The organism is Stenotrophomonas sp. STEN014 (assembly GCF_056760315.1).
Window position 1 is genome coordinate 77521 of sequence record NZ_JBRREN010000006.1, and the last position, 19870, is coordinate 97390.

Here is a 19870-nt window from a genome sequence, read left to right on the forward strand (position 1 = left end):
GCGCCTTACTGGGTCACGAAACTGGTGAACAGCAGGTCATCGGCGCTTTTCTTGCCGGTTTCAGCGGTCATCAGTTTCTGTACTTCGGCCAGCGCCGACGCCTGCAGTTTCTCCTTGCCGGGACGGTCGGCGATCTGCTCCGGGCTGACCTGGGAAAACAGCATCAGCAATTTGGCGCGGATCGCCGGGGCGTGGGTTTCCAGCGCCTGCAGCGCGATCGGGTCGCGGGTCATCAGCTGGACTTCGACCTGCAGGTAGCGCGGGCCATCGATCGGACTGTTCATGTTGACCACGAACGCCGGGTCCAGGGCGTAGTACTGGGCCGGCGCCGGCTTGGCCGGGGCCGTGGATTTGGCGGGGGCCCCCTCCTTGGCCTGGGTGAAGTACCACACCGCGCCACCGGCAGCGCCAGCGGCCAGCAGCGCGATCAGGGCGGTGACCAGTACCGTGCGCTTGGGCTTGCCCGGGGCGTCCTTGGTGTCGGCGGATTTGCGGGATTTGTCGGCAGCTACGGCCACGATGTGCTCCTCAGGAATGCTCTCCAGTCAGATGCAAGTCATGTGCCGAACCGCGGGTGTGACGGGGAAAAGTGGGCTGCGTTACCGGGCGTCAGATGGGCGCCGGGGCCTTGCGTGGCGCCAGCGCGGAGGCGGCCGGAATGCGCCGCTCTCAGGCGTAGGCGTCAAGCAGCCCGCGCAGCCGCAGCGAATGGCCGCTCATGGCCGGCAAGGCGTCGTCGCTGGCGCCGTCGCGCACATCACTGCTGCCGCCGGCGTCCGTGCCCGCCGCATCGCGTTCCGGCGCATTCTGTTGCTGGCCGACATCGGCCTGGGCCAGCTGCAGCCCCTGTTCGCCCAGCATGTCGCGCAACCTTGGCAGGCTGCTTTCCAGCGCCTGGCGCACGTCGGCGTTGGCGCTGCTGAAGCTGGCATGCAGACGGTCGCCATCAAGCTGCAGCTTCACCTCGATCGGCCCCATCTCGTGCGGAGTGACGCGGATATGGGCATGGCCGATCTTCTGGTCGGCCAGCCAGCCGATGCGGGCACCGAAGGCGTCTTCAAACTCCGGACTGTTCACATCCGGGGTGACGCTTGTGGCGAGGACCACCGGTGCGGCCGTTGTGCGTGCTTCCGCGGTCGCCATGCTCTGCAGTATCTGCTGGAATGCCACTGGCGTGGGCGTTTCCTGCCGCTCTTCCACCTGCATGGGCGGGACATTGGCCGGCAATGCGATCTGTCCGGGCATGGTGTCGATGACGGCTTCGCTGGCGGGGGGAGCGGCCGCAGGCGCGATGGCCTGAAGTGCCTGCCCGGGCAGCGGTCCGGTGGCGGGAGCGGCCATGGCGGTCGCGGCAGGCGTCGCGGCCGCTGCCGGCGCAGCGGATGCCGCTGGCGGCGGTACCGGTTCCAGCGGCATCGGGATCAGGCCGGACAGCCCCAGCGGTGGCCAGGGGGCGTCCTGGCTGTCATCAGGCGCCGCCGGTGCCGGTTTTTCGACATTGGCACTGCCTGGCGCGTCTTCTTCCTGGATTTCGTCCTCGGATTCGGTGCTGGTGCCAGAATCCTGACGCGCTGCAGGGGTCTCGGCGGCGCTGGCGTTGTCGGCACCGGCCGGCGCGGGCGCAGCCGTCAGCAGTGCGTCGAAACCGCTCCCCGGTTTGCTGTCCGGGCGGCTGCCGGAGAGGGCGCCGGTCGTGTCCCTGGCGGAGGACGGGGCCGGTGCGCTGCTGATCGACAGCATGCTCATGCCGGTTCTCCGTCGTCGGTACGCTTTGCCAGGCGTGCGCGGCGTGCGCCCAGATCGTCCATCTCGCGCTGGTCGCGACGTTCGGCGACCTGCTTTTCCTGCGCGCGGTAGCTGGCGGCCAGCTGTTCGAGCACCTGCTTGTCGCGCGAGGCCAGCAGCAGGCGTGCGCGTTCGGCATCGACATGCTCGCGGTTGCTGTCCACGGTCTTGCTCTGTGTCTGTACCGCGTTGTCCAGCCGGTCCAGGAACGCGCGCCGGTTCATCAGTTGCGAGGCACTGGTCGCGGCCAGCTGCGCATTGGCATATTCATCGGCGTACTGGCGCAGTTCGGACAGGCGCGACTGGTGCATTTCCAGGGTTTTCTGGCGCTCGGCCAGTGCCTTGGCCACTTCATCTTCGCGGTCCTGCGCATGGCGCAGCAGCGGGTCGAGACGACGGGACGGACTCATGCGGATTTCTCGCTATCTACCAACTGTTGCAATGCATCCAGGCTGTGGCCCAGATCGGCGGCGTTGTGCACGTCCTGGCCGAGGAATTCCATGATCTCCGGCCAGCGTGCCAGCGCCTCGTCGGTGACCGGATCGTTGCCGCGCTGGTAGGCACCGATGGCGATCAGGTCGCGGTTGGCCGAATAGGCCGCCACCAGCTGCTTGAGCTTGCGGATGCGCGCCCGCCAGGTGTCATCGGCGATGTCCTGGACCACACGGCTGACCGAGGATTCGACATCGATGGCCGGATACAGACCGCTGTCGGCGACCCGCCGCGAAAGCAGGATGTGGCCGTCAAGGATGGCGCGGGCGGCATCGGCGATCGGATCCTGCGGATCGTCGCCTTCGGTCAGCACGGTGTAGAACGCGGTGATCGAACCGCGGCCCTTGGCGCCATTGCCGGCGCGCTCGACCAGCGCCGGCAGCTTGGCAAATACCGACGGCGGATAGCCGCGAGTGGTCGGCGGCTCGCCCACGGACAGGCCGATCTCGCGCTGGGCCTGGGCGAAGCGGGTCAGCGAATCCATCAGCAGCAATACATTCAAACCCTGGTCACGGAACCATTCGGCAATCGCGGTGGCACGGTAGGCGCCATGCAGGCGCGCCAGCGGTGGCCGGTCGGCCGGGCTGGCCACCACCACCGCGCGACGCAGACCCTCCTCGCCGAGGGTGGATTCGACGAAATCGCGTACTTCGCGACCACGCTCACCGATCAGGCCGACCACGATGACATCGGCCGCGGTGTAGCGGGTCATCATGCCCAGCAGGGTGGATTTGCCCACGCCCGAGCCGGCGAACAGGCCCACGCGCTGGCCGCGGCCGATCGGCAGCAGCGCGTTGATTGCACGCACGCCCACGTCCAGCGGCTGGGTGATGGGCTCGCGCGCCAGCGGGTTGATCGACACGCCGGCCATGCCGACGGTGCCTTCGGCGCGGATCGGGCCCTTGCCGTCCAGCGGGATGCCGTCCGAATCGATGACGCGGCCAAGCAGGCCTTCGCCGACTTCCACGCCGCCGCGGCGGAACGAGGGCACGACCCGGGCGTTGGGCAGCAGGCCATGCAGCTCGGCGCTGGGCATCAGATAGGTGCGGTCACCGGAGAACCCCACCACTTCGGCATCGACCCAGCCACCGTCGATGATTTCCACTTTGCAGCTGGCGCCCATCGGCGCTTCGCAGCCGACCGCTTCGAGGGTGAGGCCGACGGCGCGGCGCAGGACTCCTTCGCGGATCAGGCCACGGCCGTTGCCGGCCTCCAGCGCGATGCCTTCCAGGCGTGCGGCCAGGCGCAGATTGCGCGCGGCGGCCCACTCGGGCGGGGAGGGTGCGGCGCTCACTGGCCGGCTCCGGCGCGGCGCATGACGGTGCCCAGTACCGAGCGCAGACGCGCATCGAGGGTGCCATCGATACGGACCGCTTCGGCATGCACGCGCAGATCGCCACGGCTCAGGCCCAGGTCCGGCACCAGCCGTTGCCCCTCCGGCAGCGACAGCAGCGGTGCCAGCGCGGCGATATCGTCCGGATGCAGGCGCACCTCGACATCGCGGTGGTTGCTGCCGACGGTGCTCAAGGCTTCGTGCACCAGCGCCGAAAGCAGTGATGGATCGGTTTCATAGGCGCGGCCGACCAGGTTGCCGGCGATGCGGACCGAAAGGTCGCCCAGTGCGCCGACCACTTCATCCTCCAGACGCGACAGCGGCCGGGTGAAGTTGTCGAGGATGCCTTCGATCTGCGCGATCAGCCGGCGCACCTCGGCCTGGCCTTGTGCGTAGCCTTCGGCGTGACCTTCCTCGCGGCCGTCGTGACGCGCCGCATCCTGCATCGCCTCGATCTCCTCCAGTGTCGGCAGGTGCAGCGCCGGCGGCGCCGGGTCCTCGGGCAGCGGCTGCTCCGGAAACTCCTCGGACACGGTTTCGATGACGGCCGGAGCGGCCATCAGGTCCGGTGCATGCCAGCGGACGGCCGGACTCACAGCATCGCCTCGGCGCTGCCGCCCAGGGTGACCGTGCCCTCATCGGCCATGCGTTTGACGATAGCCAGGATCTCGCGTTGCGCCGTCTCCACATCCGACAGACGCACCGGACCGCGGGCCTCCATGTCTTCAAGCAGGATCTCGGCGGCACGCTGGGACATGTTGCGGGTGATCTTGTCGCGCACCTTGATGTCGGCGCCACGCAGGGCCAGACCCAGGCGCTCGCCGCTGACTTCGCGCAGTACCAGCTGCATTTCACGATCGTCCAGGTCCACCAGATCGTCGAACACGAACATCAGGTCCTGGATGCGGCCGCCGAGCGGGGCATCGATGCGGCCGATCTCGGTGAGGATGACCTGGTCCTGGCCACCGTCCATGAAGTTCAGGATGTTGGCTGCGCACTGCACGCCGCCGATGTTGGAGGACTTCAGGTTCTGGTTGCCGGCGAACTGGCGCTCCATGATCTCGTTCAACTCGTTCAGCGCGTTGGGCGGGATGCCATCGAGCGTGGCGATACGCAGCAGCACGTCGACCCGGGTGCGTTCGGGCAGCAGCTTGAGCGCCTCGGCGGCCTGGTCGGTTTCCAGGTGCGCCATGACGATGGCGATGATCTGCGGATGCTCGTTGCGTACCAGGTCGGCCACCGCGCGCGGATCCATCCACTTGAGCGCATCCAGACCGGTGGTGTTGCGACCCAGCAGGATGCGGTCGATCAGGTTGCCGGCCTTCTCGGTACCCAGCGCCTGCACCAGCATGTTGCGGATGTAGTCGTCCGAGCCGACCGACAGCGAGGTCTTGTTGCCCAGCGCGGCGCCGAACTCGTCCATCACCTGCTGCACCTGCTCGCGGGTGACATCGTTGAGCGTGGCCATGGCGATGCCGATCTTCTGCACCTCCTTGGGCTCCATGTGCTTGAGCACCTCGGCGGCATCCTGCTCGCCCAGCGAGAGCAGCAGCACGGCGGCGCGTTGCACGCCGGTCATCGGAATAATGTCAGTCATTGGCAACCCACCCCTTCACCACCTGCGCCACGCGCTTGGAATCGGCCTGTACCGCTTCGCGCGCCATCCGCAGGCGTTCTTCGTAGGCATCCACCGGCAATGCCAGCGGCGAGGGGGCATCCAGCTGCACACGGTCGGCAGCCAGTGCCGGCATCTCGGAATCGTCGTCCAGGATCTGCACATCGGCGCTGAGCGGATCGTCCTCGGCACCCGGCAAGGCCTTGGGCGGGCTGGACATCTGTCGCATGGCCGGGCGCAGCACACCAAACAGCAGGGCCAGCACCACGATCGCCCCCAGCACCAGACGCAGTGCATCGCGGATCTGCGGGTTCTCCCACCACTTCGGCGCTTCGACCGGCACCGGTTCACGCACGAACGGAGCGTTCATGACCGACACGGTATCGCCGCGCTCGGCGTTGAAACCGACCGCCTGCTTGACCAGCGCTTCCACGCGGGTGAGTTCGGCGGCGCTGAGCGGCTGATCGCTGAGCTTGCCGTTGGCACCGGCGCGCGGCACGTGATCGACCAGCACCGCCACCGACACGCGGTTGACGCGACCGGCCGGCTGGCGGGTGTGCTGCAGGGTGCGGTCCAGCTCGTAATTGCGGGTCGCGCTCTTGCTGCTTTCCGTGGCCGTGGCCGCGGTCGCCGCCGTGGCATCCGGACCGGGCGGGGTGTTGCTGGCAGCGCCGGGAATCCCCTGCGGGCCGGCACCGGCATTGGTGTTTTCGCTGATCTGCTCGCTGCGGACCTTCTGCGGCTCGGCGTTGTACAGCTCACGGGCTTCTTCGATGACCGAAAAATCCATGTCCACGCTGACTTCCGGATTGACCCGGCCGGCCCCGGTCATCGGCTCGAGCAGTTCGCGGATGCGCTGGTTGAACGAGGTTTCCAGGCGGCGCACCTGGTCGAACTGGGCGGCATTGAGCGCGGCGTCGCTGTTGGGATCGGCGATGGTGAGCATGCGTCCGCTCTGGTCGACCACGGTCACCCGCTCCGGAGCAAGGTCCGGAATGCTGGAGGCCACCATGTGCACGATCGCATCGACCTGGTTGCGTTCCAGTTGCTGGCCGCCGCGCAGCTCCAGTACCACCGAGGCGCTGGCCACGTCACGCTGGCGGGTGAACGCGCTGGGTTTGGGAATGGCCAGATGCACGCGCGCATCGCGTACCGGACGCAGGGCGGTGATGGTACGCACCAGCTCGGTTTCCAGCGCGTGCTGGTAACGGGCGTTCTCCACGAACTGGCTGACACCAAAACCGGGATCGCGCTCCATCAGCTCAAAGCCCAGCCGGCCGCTTTCCGTCAGACCGGAGCCGGCCAGCTTCAACCGCGCGTCATGCACGTTTTTTTCCGGCACGCTGATGGCGCCGGTGGTGGCATTGAGCTCGAACGGAATCTGCGCAGCGCGCAGCAGGTCGGTGGCCTCTGCCGTCGCCTTCTGGTCCAGCCCGGTGTACAGCGGCATCATCTGCGGCTTCTGCGCCCAGAAGAACACAAACAGGCCCGCCGCCACGGCGATGGCGATCATTGCCATCAAGCCCAGCCGCCGGGTGATCTGCAGACTCTGCAGGCGGTCGAACCATGCGCCGGCTTTTTCCGGATTGAGAGCGTCTCTGGAGAGCGCGAGTGCCATGCGGATCTATCCTTACAGCGGCATGTTCATCACGTCCTGGTAAGCCTGGACGAGACGGTTGCGGACTTCCACGGTGGCGCGGAAGGCGATCTGGGACTGTTGCGAAGCGACCATCACCTGGGCCAGGTCTGCACCGGGCTCACCGCGCTCGAACGCGGCGGCCAGGGCGCCGGATTTCTGCTGGGCATCATTCACGCCCTTGATCGCGCCTTGCAGGGTTTGGCTGAAGGAAGGCGCATTGATTGCATTGCCTTCGCCCAGTCCCTGGATGGCATTGCTGCGGGCGATGTCCCCGGTCGGCGCGGCTTGGCTGACCTGGGTCTGCAGGGTACGGATCTGGGAAAGAACAGAGGTGATCGAGTGGGACATCAGGCGGGATTCCGGAACGGGGTTGCTGCCTGTTCAACTGCAAGTCGCGTGCCTAAATTCGCGGTCCGGGGAATGGCTGCGGTGACGGGATGGGCCGTGTCGGGTGACGATTTCCCGTCGTCCGGTTTCTGGCGCTGCGCCAGGCCGGCGCTGGCCACAAAGACAAAGCGCCCCGGAGGGCGCTGTGTCGGTGGCCGCACTATGTCCGGTCGCTCAGCTGGTGGCGGCTTCCGCGGATTCGCGCTCGATGCCGTACTTGCGCAGCTTCTCCACCAGCGTGGTGCGGCGCAGGCCCAGCAGCTGCGCGGCATGGGCGACGACCCCGCTGGTACGTTCCAGCGCTTCGTTGATCAGCGACAGTTCGATGGTGGCCATGTGATCGCGCAGATCGATCCCGGTATTGGGAAGGTGGGTCGCGGCGGGAGTGCCGGCCCCGTTTGCCACCGGTGCCGCCGGAGTGGCTTCGGCCGGTGCGCCCAGGCCGATCAGCGGCCGCTCCTCATCCAGCGTGGCCGCTGGTGCCGGCGGATGATCGCCACGGTAGCGTGCAGGCAGGTCCTGCACCCGCACCATGCCGCCGGGATGCAGCACCGCCAGCCGTTCGACCAGATTGGTCAGTTCGCGCACATTGCCCGGCCACGGGTGGCGGGCCAGGGCTTCCAGCGCTTCGACGGTGAAGCGGACTTCGCCGCGACCGGTGCGCGCCAGCTGGCCGGCGATGGTTTCCACCAGCGCCGGGATATCGGCGGTGCGTTCGCGCAGCGCCGGCACATCGATCGGGAACACGTTGAGGCGGTAGAACAGGTCCTCGCGGAACTTGCCGTCGGTGATGCGCGACTCCAGGTCACGATGGGTCGCGGCGATCACGCGCACGTTGCAACGGATGGTCTGGTTGCCACCGACGCGCTCGAAGCTGCGTTCCTGCAGCACGCGCAGCAGCTTGACCTGCATCGGCAGGCTCATGTCGCCGATCTCGTCCAGCAGCAGGGTGCCGCCCTCGGCCATTTCGAAGCGGCCCTTGCGCGCGCTCAGGGCGCCGGTGAACGCGCCTTTTTCATGGCCGAACAGCTCGCTTTCCAGCAGGTCCGGCGGAATCGCGCCACAGTTGATCGCCACGAACGGACCGTCGCGGCGCGGCGAGCGCTGGTGGATCGCGCGGGAAACCACTTCCTTGCCGGTGCCCGATTCGCCCAGCACCAGCACCGTGGTGTCGAACGCGGCAACCTGGTCGATCAGCTGGCGCAGTTCCACCACTGCCGGACTGCTGCCGGTGGGGCCGCTTTCCTGCGCGGCGCCTTGTTGATGCTCGGTATCGAGCCGCTTGAGGCTGGCGCGGCGCAACAGCGCTTCCATCTGTGCGTGGCGCAGCGGCTGCTCCAGCGGCCACACATTGGCCTCATGCAGGCCGTAGTGGCGGGCGAAGGCCAGCGGATCGCCTTCGGCCAGCAGTACCGGGGGCGGCATCGAGGTCTGCGCCAGCCAGGCGAAGAATGGCGCAGCCCGGGCGCTGTCTTCCAGATGCCCGACCACGATCGCCATCCAGTCGTTGGCACGGTGGCGACGGGTGTCGATGTCGTCGGCGTCGGTCACCCAGCGCGGGGTGAAGTCCATGAACTCCAGCAGCGCTACGGTACGTTCGGCGCGGACGCCGTCGCCATCAATGACAAGGATGCGTGACTCACTCATTGCTGTCGTCCTGCTTGAGGCTCTCCAGGATCGGCATGACCTCCTGGATATAGGAAAGTTTGCTGACGAAATTGTCGGCGCCCGCACGCAGGGCGTGCTCGCGGTGTTCGACATCGTCGAAATGGCTGGCAATGACGATGTACGGGGCATCGTCCTGGGTCTTGATCAGCCGGGTGGCCTGCAGGCCGCCCATTTCCGGCATCGCCAGGTCCATCAGTACCACCTGCGGGCGCAGTGCTTCGGAGCGCTCGATCGCCTCCAGCCCGTTGGCGGCACTGCCGATGATCTGCACCCATTCCACTTTGCGGAAATGGCGCATCGCGGCGTTGATGAAGCCTTCATGGTCATCGACCAGCAGCACGGTGAGCTTGTTCATGGAGTTCCTTGGTTCTCAGCCCGCGCGGGCCAGTTGGGGCTTGGCGTTCTGCCGGCGACGTTCGCGGGCCGGAGCGATATCAAGCTGCTCGCGGTATTTTGCGACGGTTCGCCGCGCGATGTTCACCCCCTGGCGCGCCAGCAGCAGGGCGATGGCCTCATCGGCCAATGGCCGAGCGGGCGGTTCGGCGTCGATCAGGCGTTTGACCATGGCCTTGACCGCCTGGCCGGAGATGCTGGCGCCCTCCAGTCGCACCGCGAAGAAGTGCTTCAGTTCGAAGGTGCCGCGCGGGGTCTGCAGGTATTTTCCGGAGGTGATGCGCGAGACGGTGGACTCGTGCATGCCGATGGCGTCGGCCACTTCCTTCAGGGTCAACGGCGCCATGGCTTCTTCGCCGCGCATCAGGAAGGCGGCTTGGCGCTCGACCACCACCCGCGCGGTACGCAGCAGGGTGTCATAGCGCATGGACAGCCCGCGGGTCAGCCAGCGTGCCTCCTGCAGCTTTTCACGCATCGGCTGTGCAGCTTCGCCGGCACTGTCGATGACCGCCTGTTCGTAGGCCGGGTTGATGGCCAGGCGCGGTGCGGTGCCGTGGTTAAGCGCCACGCGCCACTGGGCGTCGGCATGCCAGACCACCACGTCGGGAATGATCCGGGTGTCGTCCTGCGGCATCAGGCTGTCGCCGGGACGCGGCTGCAGCGACAACACCAGCCGGAATGCCTCCAGCACATCCTCCAGCTCGGCATCCAGCTCACGGGCGATCGCGGCGTAGTCGTGCGAGGCCAGCCGCGCCAGGTCGCCGGCCAGCAGGCGGGTGGCCAGATGGCGGGCCGGCACGCAGCCGGGCAGGGTGGACAGCTGCACCTGCAGGCTTTCGCGCAGGTCCACCGCGGCCATGCCGCACGGGTCCCCGGTCAGCAGGCGTTGGCGGATGGATTCCACATGGGCGCCGTCACGGTCGAAGCGGGCGCTGGCCAGCAGGGTCAGCGAGGCGAGCGGCGCATCCAGATAGCCGGCGTCATCGCAGTGTTCGAGCCAGAACGCGGCGATTTCCAGATCGCCTTCATCCAGATCCAGCGCAAGCTGGCGCAGCAGGCGGACATGGGGGTCGCTGGATTCGCCGGCGGCGATGCGTGCGGTACGGTCGTCCTCACCCTCGTTCCAGCCACCGCCGGCGACATCCCACATCGAGCTCTCGGGCAGTTCATCGAAAGCGGCAGCTTCGACCTGTGCATCGGCAGCAGGCGGCAGGTCATCGGCCGTCGCGTGCTCTTCCACCATCTCCAGCAGCGGATTGTTCTCCAGAGCCAGACGCACTTCCTGTTCCAGCTGCATGCCATTGAGCTGCAGCAGACGGATGGATTGCAGCAGCGCCGGGGTGAGGTGGAGCTGTTGCCCGAGCTGGGCGGAAAGCGTGGTCTTCATGGGGCGACACCAACACGTGAAAAATACGTTATGGAACGCATCTTGCGTGGGCGGTGTCAGGGTTTGAATCGGTGCAAACCTGATGCCGGTAGTCGAATCACCGACGCCATGTCGGGGATTACCTTACGCCGGGACGTAATCCTGACGCGCCGGAAAGCCGCAACCCCTTGTATTGCGGTGTTCTGGGGGGCGCGGGGGAGGGCGGGTGACGGAATTCCGGAACTGTGACGTCATGCCACAACCGCGCCCGCCGGTTTTACGCCAGCTCCTGCTGATGGCGCGCGGCGAACAGCAGCAGGTCATTGGCACGGCGGCAGCCCAGCGCTTCCATCATCCGCGCCCGGTGGGTTTCCACGGTTTTGACGCTGATACCCAGGTCGGCGGCGATCTCTTTGGTGCTCTGACCGTTGCCAAGCTGGCGCAGGATCTGGCGTTGCCGCGGCGAGAGCGCCGCGACGCCGGTCGGACGCTCCCGGCTGAGCATCGGTGCCAGCATCTTTGCCGAGATCTGTGGACTGAGGAACAGCTGCCCGGAATAGGCCGCCCGCAGCGCCAGCTCCAGTTCCTGCGGGGCGGCATCCTTGACAATGAAGCCGACCGCGCCGCGGTCCAGTGCATCACGCACATGCGCGGTGTCATCGTGCATGGACATCATCACGATGCGCGCGTCGGGAACCTTTGATCGGATGTCCGACAGCGCTTCCAGGCCGCTGCGACCGGGCATCGACAGATCCATCAACACCAGTTCGGGCTGATGGAATACCGCCATTTCCACTGCCTCATCGGCGCTGCTGGCTTCCGCGATCACCTGGATGCCGGCAAAGCTCTGCAGCAGCCGGCACAGACCGGCGCGCACCAGGGTGTGGTCATCGACGATAAGAACGCGCACTGGGGCAGGTATCGGTAGTGGGTAGGCGGTCACAGTAGCCGAGTGGCTGCCGCAGCGCCAACCGGCGGTCAGCGCACGCGCCGGGTGCCGGCGATCTGACGCCGATGCAGGCGGAACAGGTGGCGTTCCACGGCCGCCGTCAGCGCGTCGCTGGCCGGATGCAGGCGCAGCCACAGGTGATGGACGCCATCGGTTTGCTGTTCCGCAACCAGTTGCACCGGCAGCTCGATATGGTCGGGCAGCCAGTCGGCCGGCTGCAGCCGGATCACCCCGGCGCTCCCGGGGGCCGCGCCGCTGCTGTGTGGCGACGCCAGTCGCAGACCCAGCCGGGACCACTTCAGATTGCAGGTCGGCAGGGGCGCCGTGGATTGCTGCAACAGGCGTCCCAGCAACACCAGCGCCAGATCCAGGCGCGCTTCCAGGCGCTGCAGCTGGGCACTGCCCTCAAAACGCTCCTCGCCGTCATCGGCACCGCGCGAGTCCTCCACCAGTGCGACGCTGCGCAACAGCATTTCCGCGTTGCCGGGGCGGCGTACCTGGGCGCCGGCCTCGAATTCGGCCGGCACCGCAAGATCGCAGCTGAGCGTGTCGGCAAACAGCTCGGTTTCAGCGGCGGACGGCGAGGTGGGGGCGTTCATGCCAGCGATTCTGCCTGATGATAGGCCTGCACGGCGCGTACCGACTGGTGGCCGGCACGCAGCTGGGCTGCGGCGGCATCACGGCGGTCAGTCATATCGGCGGTCAACGACTGCTGCATTTCCAGCAGTGAGCGCAATGCACCGGCCTGCGCCTCGCCACCGCTGGCGGCGATGTACTCGCGTACCTGCAGATCGTGATGGGCGACGATGCGCTGCGCCAGCTCGTGGTCTTCTTCGCCCAGCGCGATGCGCAGGGATTCCAGGCTGCTGTAAAGCGCCTCCAGCCCGGCGTCGTTGGTCATGGTGGACTCAGGCATGGGAAGCAGCCGGACGCTGGCGCTGGGCGAGGGGGATCGCGTTCCAGGCCGATTCGATTTCGCCCAGCAGGCGCAGCGTTTCGTGCAACGCGGAGGGATCGTTGTGCAGATTGGCTTCGGTCAGGCGCTGGGCGATGTAGTCATACAGCGCGGACAGGTTGCCAGCCATTTCTCCGCCGGCTTCGTGGTCCAAGGTGCCGTTGAGGTGGCCGACGATGGCGCAGGCTTCGCCAATGGCTTTGCCCTTGCGGGCCTGGTCGCCCTGCAGCAGGCAGGCCTCGGCCTGTCGGATGCGTTCACAGGCGCCGCTCAGCAGCAGCGCCACCAGCTTGTGCGGATCGGCGTCGGAGACGCTGCTCGTCACTCCCACCTTGCGATATTGCTCTGCGAACTGGCGGCTGGAACCGTACATGGGTCGGAATCTCCTTTATGCCCGCCCCGCGCTCATGGATGGGCGACGGGTGGCGCCAACAGGCGCCGGGGCGATGCGATGCGGTGTGTCGCTTTTTCTATCGGCCCGGTTGGCCCGGGCTTGAGGGCGGTGCGGGGATGTTTACTTGGACTTGGGCGCCAGTGCGGCCAGCTGCTGGGTCAGGTAGTCGCTGGTGCTCTGCATCTTCGCGACCATGGTGTCCATTGCGGTGAACTGCTTGGTGTAGCGGTCGGAGACCTTCTCCATGCGTGCATCCAGGTTGTCCAGGTCGCTCTCCAGCTTCTTGATCTGCTTGTTCAAGCCTTCGGTGCGCAGGCTCAGGGAGCCGTGGGTGGCATCAAGCTGACTCTTGAGGAGCGTTTTCATGCTGGTTGCCAGGCTGCCTTTTTCACCCAGCAACGCATCGGCGGCCGTGGGGTTGGCGGCCATCGCCTTGTCGAATTCGCCGGCATCCAGGCTCAGCGTGCCTTCCTTGGAAATGCTGATGCCCAGTGCCTTGAGCTGTGTGACATTGCCGCCGACCAGGTTGCGCATCTGTTGCTGCAGGCCGCGCACCATCGCATCGCCGGTCAGGGCCGATGCGGTGTTGCTGGTGGCGTTGTAGCTGCTGCTGGACTTGAGCACGCCCATGGTCGCGTTGTAGGCGGCCACAAACCCCTGCAGGTTGGCCTTCAGGGGCGCGTTGTCCTGGCTGACGGTGAGCGTCTTGATCACGCCGACGTCAGCCTTGCTCAGGCTCAGCGTCACGCCGGGGATGATGTCGGTGATGCTGTTGCTGCTGGAGGTGCGCTCGAAGCCGTCTACGCGGACCACCGCATCGGTGGCGGCCTGGGTCTGCGACAACCCGCCGGCGCTGCCATTCCAGGTCAGCGCGGCCAGTCCACCATCGCCACCGGTGTTGGACAGTTTCAGTGCGCCCGCGGTGCCCGGATCGGTCGCGTTCAATACCAGGTGCTGGCCGTCGTCGGCGGTGATGACGCTGGCACTGACGCCCTTGCCACCGGCAGCCTTGTTGATGGCCGCGGCGATATCGGACAGGGTGCTGCCTTCGGTGATCTCCACGTCCAGCGCGTTCTCGCCCCAGGTGATGGAGAGCGTTCCGTCACCGACGGCCGCGTCCTTGGCGAACGCGCCGGAGGTCAGCTTCTGCGCCTGGGCCAAGCTGGCCACCTCGATGCTGTAGCTGCCGGCGACCGCGCCGGTGCCGATGCTGGCGGAGAATCCTGCGCCTTCGGCCACGCTCGACTTGAACGCCGTGCTGGTGGCGCTCTTGCCTAGGGCTTCCAGCGCGGTTTGCAGGTTGCTCAACCCGCTTTTGATATTGCCCAGCGCCGACAGCTTGGCGGTGGCGGCGGTGCCGGCACTGTTGATGCGGTTGGCGGTCGGCGCACGCTCGGCGGCGACCAGCTGCGCGACGATGGTGGGGATATCGAGGCCGGAGCCGATTGTATTCAGAGCCATGGTTTTCCTTGCGGGCCAGATGGCCGTCGTGGTGGCCAGGCAGGCCTGTGTGGTCTATCGGCCAATCGCCGGCAGACTTGAGGGCACTGCCGGCATGACGGCGTGACGAGTCCCCAGCACACATGCAAATTCTGTGCCGCACCCGCGGACGCGGACGACGTAGCCGCGGCGGCAGGATGGTCGCCGCCGTGTGCCGGTGCTACGCCGTCTGACGTTTTCCCCGATAAAGAAAAGGCCCCTCCGGAGAGGGGCCTTGGGTGTTGCCTGAAACGTGGTGTCTGGCGGGATCAGCCCAGCAGGCTCAGCACGTTCTGGGTGGAGCTGTTGGCCTGGGCCAGCATGGCGGTACCGGCCTGCTGCAGGATCTGCGTGCGGGTCAGTTCGGCCGTTTCCTTGGCGTAGTCGGTGTCGCGGATACGGCTGCGCGAGGCCGACAGGTTTTCCGAGGTGGTGTTCAGGTTGGCGATGGTCGAGGTGAAGCGGTTCTGGATCGCACCCATGTCGGCGCGTGAGGAGTTCACCGAGGTCAGCGCCTTGTCAACGATTGACAGCGCACGCTGCGAGCCGAGCACGGAGCTGATGTCGACGCTGCCGACATTGCTGCCGGCGGCGGCCAGCGCGGTTTCTGCACCTGCGGCCAGATCCAAACCATCGGCGGCTGCGGTCATTGCCTCGGTGAATTCCGGATCGGTGCCATCGGTGGCGCCATAAGAGAAGGTCTGATCGGCCTTTACCGAGCTCAGCGTGATCGTCTTGTCGGCGTTGACCTTGGCGTAGACGCCGGTCGCATCCATCTTCTCGTTGATCGCAGCGGCGATGGCGGCGCTCTGAGACTCGCCCTTGGCGATCTTGATGTCACCCAACGAAATGTTGGTCGAGTTGCCGTCCGCGTCATACGCGCTGACGCCAAGACCCTTCACCGTGGTGTCGTCGGCGGCATCATCGGCGGCAAACGCGGCGATGGTTGCATCGGCCGAGAACTGCGCCTTGCCCAGAGCGCTGACGCTGGCATTGACGATGGAGTTGATGCCGATGGTCTGGCCGGCGTCGGCACCGATCTGGAACAGGGCGCCGGAGAAGGTGCCGTCCAGCAGGCTGGTGCCGTTGAAGTTGGTCTGGCGCGAGACGCGGTCGATTTCCGAGACCAGCTGGGTCACTTCGGCCTGCAGGGCGTCACGATCGGACTGCGAGTTGGTGGCGTTGGCCGACTGCACCGACAGCTCGCGGATGCGCTGCAGGTTGTTGCCGATCTCGACCATCGCGCCTTCGGCGGTCTGGGCCAGCGAGATGCCGTCGTTGGCATTGCGCACGGCCACGTCCAGACCACGGATCTGGGTGGTGAAGCGCTCGGAGATGGCCAGGCCGGCGGCGTCGTCCTTGGCGCTGTTGATGCGCATGCCCGAGGACAGGCGCTGGATGCTGGTTGCCAGGCTGTTGCCGCTGGTGGTCAGGTTGCGCTGTGCGTTCAGCGACATCACGTTGGTATTGATTACTTGCGCCATGGTGGCAATTCCTCTTTGGTGTCTGATCCGGCACAGCTGCCAGGCCGGTGTTGTGCAGTGTGGTAAAGCCGGAAGGCATTGCCGCTGCTGTAATCAATAACGGCACTCGACGCGCGGGCTTTAGTGCAGCAACGAGAAAATTGCGGCTTTCCCGCTGTGTAGCCGTTTCAACAGCGTGGATGATGTGCGCACGGAAGCGTTGCTCAGGCGCTGTTTGTGGCCGCCATGAACGGCGCTCCACATGCTTCGTGTCGGCACTGTGTCTATCTGAGTCGGTAAACCGTGGCTTCGCGCGTTTTTCAGATTGCGGATAAGAAAAGGCCCCTCCGGAGAGGGGCCTTCGCTGTCACGTGAAGTGCTTGGCTTGCCGGATCAGCCCAGCAGGCTCAGCACGTTCTGGGTGGAGCTGTTGGCTTGGGCCAGCATGGCGGTACCGGCCTGCTGCAGGATCTGCGTGCGGGTCAGTTCGGCCGTTTCCTTGGCGTAATCGGTGTCGCGGATACGGCTGCGCGAGGCCGACAGGTTTTCCGAGGTGGTGTTCAGGTTGGCGATGGTCGAGGTGAAGCGGTTCTGGATCGCACCCATGTCCGCCCGCGAGGAGTTCACCGAGGTCAGCGCTTCGTCGATGATCGACAGGGCCTTCTGGGCACCTTCGACGGAGTCGATCGATACGTCCTTCACCGTGGCAGCAGCGCCGGCGGCAGCGGTGCCGGCGGTCAGGCCCGCCAGATTACCGCCGGTGATGCCGGTCGCGGTGTTCTGGGTCGCGCCGGTCAGGGTCAGGTCCTTGCCGGCGATCAGCGAGTGCAGCGACAGCTTGCCGTCCGTCTCGACCTTGGCGTAGACGCCGGTCTGGTCCATCTTCTCGTTGATGGCGGCGGCCAGTTTCTTGCCCACGGCCTCGCCGGTGTCGCCGATGGCGATGTCAACGGTGGCGATGTCCTGGCCGTTTACCTTCATGCCGGAAACCGAGCCGGCGGCCGTGGCCGTACCGGCCACAGCGGCGGTGGAGGTTGTGGTCGCGGCGTAGTTGGCCTTGCCAAGCGAGTTGACGCTGGCATTGACGATGGTGTTGATGCCGATGGTCTGGCCGGCGTCGGCGCCGATCTGGAACAGGGCGCCGGAGAAGCTGCCGTCCAGCAGGCTGGTGCCGTTGAAGTTGGTCTGGCGCGAGACGCGGTCGATTTCCGAGACCAGCTGGGTCACTTCGGCCTGCAGGGCGTCGCGGTCGGACTGCGAGTTGGTGGCGTTGGCCGACTGCACGGCCAGTTCACGCACGCGCTGCAGGTTGTTGCCGATTTCGACCATCGCGCCTTCGGCGGTCTGGGCCAGCGAGATGCCGTCGTTGGCGTTGCGCACGGCCACGTCCAGACCACGGATCTGGGTGGTGAAGCGCTCGGAGATGGCCAGGCCGGCGGCGTCGTCCTTGGCGCTGTTGATGCGCATGCCCGAGGACAGGCGCTGGATGCTGGTGGCCAGGCTGTTGCCGCTGGTGGTCAGGTTGCGCTGTGCGTTCAGCGACATCACGTTGGTATTGATTACTTGGGCCATGGCGGCGATTCCTCTTTGGTGTCTGATCCGGCACAGCAGTACGGCCGGTGGTGTGCAGTGCGGTAAAACCGGAAGGTGTTGCCGCTGCTGGAATCAATAACGGCACTTCACGCGCGGGCTTTAGCGCGGAATCGCGAAAACTGCGGGCTTTCCCGCCGGCTTCTGGCCGGCCGACTCAGTGCCGAGCAGCGTGCCCGGGCTGATGCCCCCCCCAGCATGGCGCCCCGAATGCAACCTGTACGCCCGGTTTCAATACAGGCGTTTCTACTGATTGCCGGCTGCCGAAAAGACGAAAAAAGGCCCCTCCGGAGAGGGGCCTTGGGTGTTGCCTGAAACGTGGTGTCTGGCGAGATCAGCCCAGCAGGCTCAACACGTTCTGGGTGGAGCTGTTGGCCTGGGCCAGCATGGCGGTACCGGCCTGCTGCAGGATCTGCGTGCGGGTCAGTTCGGCCGTTTCCTTGGCGTAGTCGGTGTCGCGGATACGGCTGCGCGAGGCCGACAGGTTTTCCGAGGTGGTGTTCAGGTTGGCGATGGTGGAGGTGAAGCGGTTCTGGATCGCACCCATGTCCGCCCGCGAGGAGTTCACTGAGGTCAGCGCCTTGTCGGCCAGCGACAGTGCCTGCTGGGCGCCGGCCACCGTGGAGATGTCCAGATCGCTGATGTTCTTCAGCTTGCCGGCCACCGTGGCGGCCACCGAGGCGTCGGTAATGGTGAACGTCGGCGCGGTTGTCGCGGTGGGGGTCGATGCGGTATCGGTCCAGGTGCCAACGGTCACGTTGAACGCCTTGAAGGCGCCGGCGCTGTCGACGCTTTCCTTGACCGAGGTCAGATTGATCTTGGTCGCATCAGCGGAGTCGATTTCAGCGTACACGCCGGTCTGATCCATCTTTTCGTTGATGGCGGCGGCGACGGCCTTGGCGGCGGCACCCTGCATGTCGGCGGCGGTGGTGCCGGTGGCGGCGACATTGATCGTTGCCAGATCGATGGCCTTGCCGTCGGAGCCGGCGACCTTCATTCCGGTGATCTTCATGCCTTCGCCGGCAGTCACTGCCGCGGCGGCGACGGTCAGCGAGTTGCTGTCGAAGTGGGACTTGCCGAGCGAATTGACGCTGGCATTGACGATGGAGTTGATGCCGATGGTCTGGCCGGCATCCGCACCGATCTGGAACAGGGCGCCGGAGAAGGTGCCGTCCAGCAGGCTGGTGCCGTTGAAGTTGGTCTGGCGCGAGACGCGGTCGATTTCCGAGACCAGCTGGGTCACTTCGGCCTGCAGGGCGTCACGATCGGACTGCGAGTTGGTGGCGTTGGCCGACTGCACCGACAGCTCGCGGATGCGCTGCAGGTTGTTGCCGATCTCGACCATCGCGCCTTCGGCGGTCTGGGCCAGCGAGATGCCGTCGTTGGCATTGCGCACGGCCACGTCCAGACCACGGATCTGGGTGGTGAAGCGCTCGGAGATGGCCAGGCCGGCGGCGTCGTCCTTGGCGCTGTTGATGCGCATGCCCGAGGACAGGCGCTGGATGCTGGTGGCCAGGCTGTTGCCGCTGGTGGTCAGGTTGCGCTGTGCGTTCAGCGACATCACGTTGGTATTGATTACTTGGGCCATGGCGGCGATTCCTCTTTGGTGTCTGATCCGGCACAGCAGTACGGCCGGTGGTGTGCAGTGCGGTAAAACCGGAAGGTGTTGCCGCTGCTGGAATCAATAACGGCGCTTGACGCGCGGGCTTTAGTCGGAATCCAAGAAATGTCAGCACGCAGGGCGAGCATCTGCGCGAAAGCAAGCCATGGTGGTGAAGTTCCCTACATCCACTGCAGCCCCTGGGTACGTTTTCACGACAATTGAGCAGAAATCAGTCGGCGTCGAACGAAAATCACGCGACTGCGCCCGGAAATCGTTCGTATATGGCCAGCAAATAGTCGGCGTCGACCAGGAATAGGTCGTTAACCCGCAGAAATCCGTCGACGTCCGGAAAAAAGTGGTCACCACCGGCCAAAAAATGGTCGTGCGCGAGCGAAAAACGGTCGCAGCAGGGTGAAAACCGGGTGTGGCGGGCCGAGCAGCGGCATAGGGAGGTGCGGCCTGGGCATCTGGGCGGGCAGATGCTCAGGCAAAGAGAGCTGCCGTTTCCGGGTCCGGGGCTGTTTCTGAATCGAGAATCGGCGCGACGCAGCCAGCTGGCGGAGCAGCGCCGAATCCGGGCGGGTCAGGCGAGGGCGTCGATAGCGAGGCGCCATCCGGTGGCCGCTCCCAGTCCTGGTGTCGCAGCATCTTGGGGTCTCGCCGCCATAGGGACGGGGGCTGCCTGCACTGCGATTCGGGTGCCCTGAGGAGGTAGAGCCGCATCGGAAACGAAAAGGGCCCCTCTGAGAGGGGCCCTGG

19 protein-coding genes are annotated in these 19870 nt (G+C 66.1%); all 19 read right to left on the minus strand.

The window, feature by feature from the left end; all coding sequences use genetic code 11:
- Window positions 1-5: 5 nt before the first annotated feature.
- The 19 genes from ACVOMC_RS09965 to ACVOMC_RS10055 all read right to left on the minus strand — a co-directional run bounded on the left by ACVOMC_RS09965 (window position 6) and on the right by ACVOMC_RS10055 (window position 19096).
- Window positions 6-518 carry a flagellar basal body-associated FliL family protein gene (locus ACVOMC_RS09965; RefSeq protein WP_481523808.1) on the minus strand — a complete coding sequence of 171 codons (513 nt, stop codon included), beginning with the start codon at window positions 516-518 and terminating at the stop codon, window positions 6-8.
- 151 nt (window positions 519-669) lie between these two features.
- Window positions 670-1746: a flagellar hook-length control protein FliK gene (locus ACVOMC_RS09970; RefSeq protein ID WP_481523809.1), complete on the minus strand. Its 1077-nt coding sequence runs from the start codon at window positions 1744-1746 to the stop codon at window positions 670-672.
- Window positions 1743-2195 carry a flagellar export protein FliJ gene (gene fliJ / locus ACVOMC_RS09975; RefSeq protein ID WP_481523810.1) on the minus strand — a complete coding sequence of 151 codons (453 nt, stop codon included), beginning with the start codon at window positions 2193-2195 and terminating at the stop codon, window positions 1743-1745. The genes ACVOMC_RS09970 and fliJ overlap by 4 nt, the downstream gene beginning before the upstream one ends.
- The gene (gene fliI, locus ACVOMC_RS09980; RefSeq protein ID WP_481523811.1) at window positions 2192-3571 is read right to left on the minus strand and encodes a flagellar protein export ATPase FliI; all 1380 of its coding nucleotides are present in this window, start codon (window positions 3569-3571) and stop codon (window positions 2192-2194) included. The genes fliJ and fliI overlap by 4 nt, the downstream gene beginning before the upstream one ends.
- Window positions 3568-4206, minus strand: coding sequence for a FliH/SctL family protein (locus ACVOMC_RS09985; RefSeq protein WP_481523812.1), 639 nt, complete (start codon window positions 4204-4206; stop codon window positions 3568-3570). Before ACVOMC_RS09985 ends, fliI begins: the two co-directional genes overlap by 4 nt.
- Window positions 4203-5189 (minus strand): flagellar motor switch protein FliG, encoded by a 987-nt coding sequence (gene fliG, locus ACVOMC_RS09990; RefSeq protein WP_057506496.1) that lies wholly within the window; start codon window positions 5187-5189, stop codon window positions 4203-4205. The genes ACVOMC_RS09985 and fliG overlap by 4 nt, the downstream gene beginning before the upstream one ends.
- 10 nt (window positions 5190-5199) lie before the next feature.
- Window positions 5200-6843, minus strand: a complete 1644-nt coding sequence (fliF, locus tag ACVOMC_RS09995) for a flagellar basal-body MS-ring/collar protein FliF (protein WP_481523813.1) — start codon at window positions 6841-6843, stop codon at window positions 5200-5202.
- A gap of 12 nt (window positions 6844-6855) precedes the next feature.
- Entirely contained in the window at window positions 6856-7212 is a 357-nt protein-coding gene (gene fliE, locus ACVOMC_RS10000; RefSeq protein WP_054659227.1) for a flagellar hook-basal body complex protein FliE, read from the minus strand.
- Between the two features lie 213 nt (window positions 7213-7425).
- Window positions 7426-8898: a sigma-54 dependent transcriptional regulator gene (locus ACVOMC_RS10005; protein ID WP_481523814.1), complete on the minus strand. Its 1473-nt coding sequence runs from the start codon at window positions 8896-8898 to the stop codon at window positions 7426-7428.
- Entirely contained in the window at window positions 8891-9274 is a 384-nt protein-coding gene (locus tag ACVOMC_RS10010) for a response regulator (RefSeq protein WP_481523815.1), read from the minus strand. Before ACVOMC_RS10010 ends, ACVOMC_RS10005 begins: the two co-directional genes overlap by 8 nt.
- A 15-nt stretch (window positions 9275-9289) precedes the next feature.
- Entirely contained in the window at window positions 9290-10699 is a 1410-nt protein-coding gene (gene rpoN / locus ACVOMC_RS10015; RefSeq protein ID WP_481523816.1) for an RNA polymerase factor sigma-54, read from the minus strand.
- A gap of 256 nt (window positions 10700-10955) precedes the next feature.
- Entirely contained in the window at window positions 10956-11588 is a 633-nt protein-coding gene (locus ACVOMC_RS10020; protein ID WP_481523817.1) for a response regulator, read from the minus strand.
- 68 nt (window positions 11589-11656) lie between these two features.
- Window positions 11657-12226 (minus strand): PilZ domain-containing protein, encoded by a 570-nt coding sequence (locus tag ACVOMC_RS10025; protein WP_481523818.1) that lies wholly within the window; start codon window positions 12224-12226, stop codon window positions 11657-11659.
- Window positions 12223-12543 (minus strand): hypothetical protein, encoded by a 321-nt coding sequence (locus ACVOMC_RS10030; RefSeq protein ID WP_481523819.1) that lies wholly within the window; start codon window positions 12541-12543, stop codon window positions 12223-12225. The genes ACVOMC_RS10025 and ACVOMC_RS10030 overlap by 4 nt, the downstream gene beginning before the upstream one ends.
- Window positions 12536-12955: a flagellar export chaperone FliS gene (gene fliS / locus ACVOMC_RS10035; RefSeq protein ID WP_054657808.1), complete on the minus strand. Its 420-nt coding sequence runs from the start codon at window positions 12953-12955 to the stop codon at window positions 12536-12538. Before fliS ends, ACVOMC_RS10030 begins: the two co-directional genes overlap by 8 nt.
- A 141-nt stretch (window positions 12956-13096) precedes the next feature.
- Window positions 13097-14437, minus strand: coding sequence for a flagellar filament capping protein FliD (fliD, locus tag ACVOMC_RS10040; RefSeq protein ID WP_481523820.1), 1341 nt, complete (start codon window positions 14435-14437; stop codon window positions 13097-13099).
- Between the two features lie 287 nt (window positions 14438-14724).
- Complete coding sequence (locus tag ACVOMC_RS10045) at window positions 14725-15939, minus strand: flagellin (protein WP_481523821.1); 1215 nt, start codon at window positions 15937-15939, stop codon at window positions 14725-14727.
- Between the two features lie 372 nt (window positions 15940-16311).
- Window positions 16312-17490, minus strand: a complete 1179-nt coding sequence (locus tag ACVOMC_RS10050; RefSeq protein WP_481523822.1) for a flagellin — start codon at window positions 17488-17490, stop codon at window positions 16312-16314.
- Window positions 17491-17842: 352 nt separating this feature from the next.
- The gene (locus ACVOMC_RS10055) at window positions 17843-19096 is read right to left on the minus strand and encodes a flagellin (protein WP_481523823.1); all 1254 of its coding nucleotides are present in this window, start codon (window positions 19094-19096) and stop codon (window positions 17843-17845) included.
- Between the last annotated feature and the right edge of the window lie 774 nt (window positions 19097-19870).

What these genes read in the sequence shown, in the direction of transcription:
- rpoN (WP_481523816.1), bottom strand. Translation starts at nt 10,699, where the DNA reads ATGAAGACCACGCTTTCCGCCCAGCTCGGGCAACAGCTCCACCTCACC.
- fliF (WP_481523813.1), bottom strand. Translation starts at nt 6,843, where the DNA reads ATGGCACTCGCGCTCTCCAGAGACGCTCTCAATCCGGAAAAAGCCGGC.
- fliD (WP_481523820.1), bottom strand. Translation starts at nt 14,437, where the DNA reads ATGGCTCTGAATACAATCGGCTCCGGCCTCGATATCCCCACCATCGTC.
- ACVOMC_RS10055 (WP_481523823.1), bottom strand. Translation starts at nt 19,096, where the DNA reads ATGGCCCAAGTAATCAATACCAACGTGATGTCGCTGAACGCACAGCGC.
- fliE (WP_054659227.1), bottom strand. Translation starts at nt 7,212, where the DNA reads ATGTCCCACTCGATCACCTCTGTTCTTTCCCAGATCCGTACCCTGCAG.
- ACVOMC_RS10030 (WP_481523819.1), bottom strand. Translation starts at nt 12,543, where the DNA reads ATGCCTGAGTCCACCATGACCAACGACGCCGGGCTGGAGGCGCTTTAC.
- ACVOMC_RS09970 (WP_481523809.1), bottom strand. Translation starts at nt 1,746, where the DNA reads ATGAGCATGCTGTCGATCAGCAGCGCACCGGCCCCGTCCTCCGCCAGG.
- fliS (WP_054657808.1), bottom strand. Translation starts at nt 12,955, where the DNA reads ATGTACGGTTCCAGCCGCCAGTTCGCAGAGCAATATCGCAAGGTGGGA.
- ACVOMC_RS10045 (WP_481523821.1), bottom strand. Translation starts at nt 15,939, where the DNA reads ATGGCGCAAGTAATCAATACCAACGTGATGTCGCTGAACGCACAGCGC.
- ACVOMC_RS10010 (WP_481523815.1), bottom strand. Translation starts at nt 9,274, where the DNA reads ATGAACAAGCTCACCGTGCTGCTGGTCGATGACCATGAAGGCTTCATC.
- fliG (WP_057506496.1), bottom strand. Translation starts at nt 5,189, where the DNA reads ATGACCGGCGTGCAACGCGCCGCCGTGCTGCTGCTCTCGCTGGGCGAG.
- ACVOMC_RS10025 (WP_481523818.1), bottom strand. Translation starts at nt 12,226, where the DNA reads ATGAACGCCCCCACCTCGCCGTCCGCCGCTGAAACCGAGCTGTTTGCC.
- ACVOMC_RS10050 (WP_481523822.1), bottom strand. Translation starts at nt 17,490, where the DNA reads ATGGCCCAAGTAATCAATACCAACGTGATGTCGCTGAACGCACAGCGC.
- ACVOMC_RS10005 (WP_481523814.1), bottom strand. Translation starts at nt 8,898, where the DNA reads ATGAGTGAGTCACGCATCCTTGTCATTGATGGCGACGGCGTCCGCGCC.
- fliJ (WP_481523810.1), bottom strand. Translation starts at nt 2,195, where the DNA reads ATGAGTCCGTCCCGTCGTCTCGACCCGCTGCTGCGCCATGCGCAGGAC.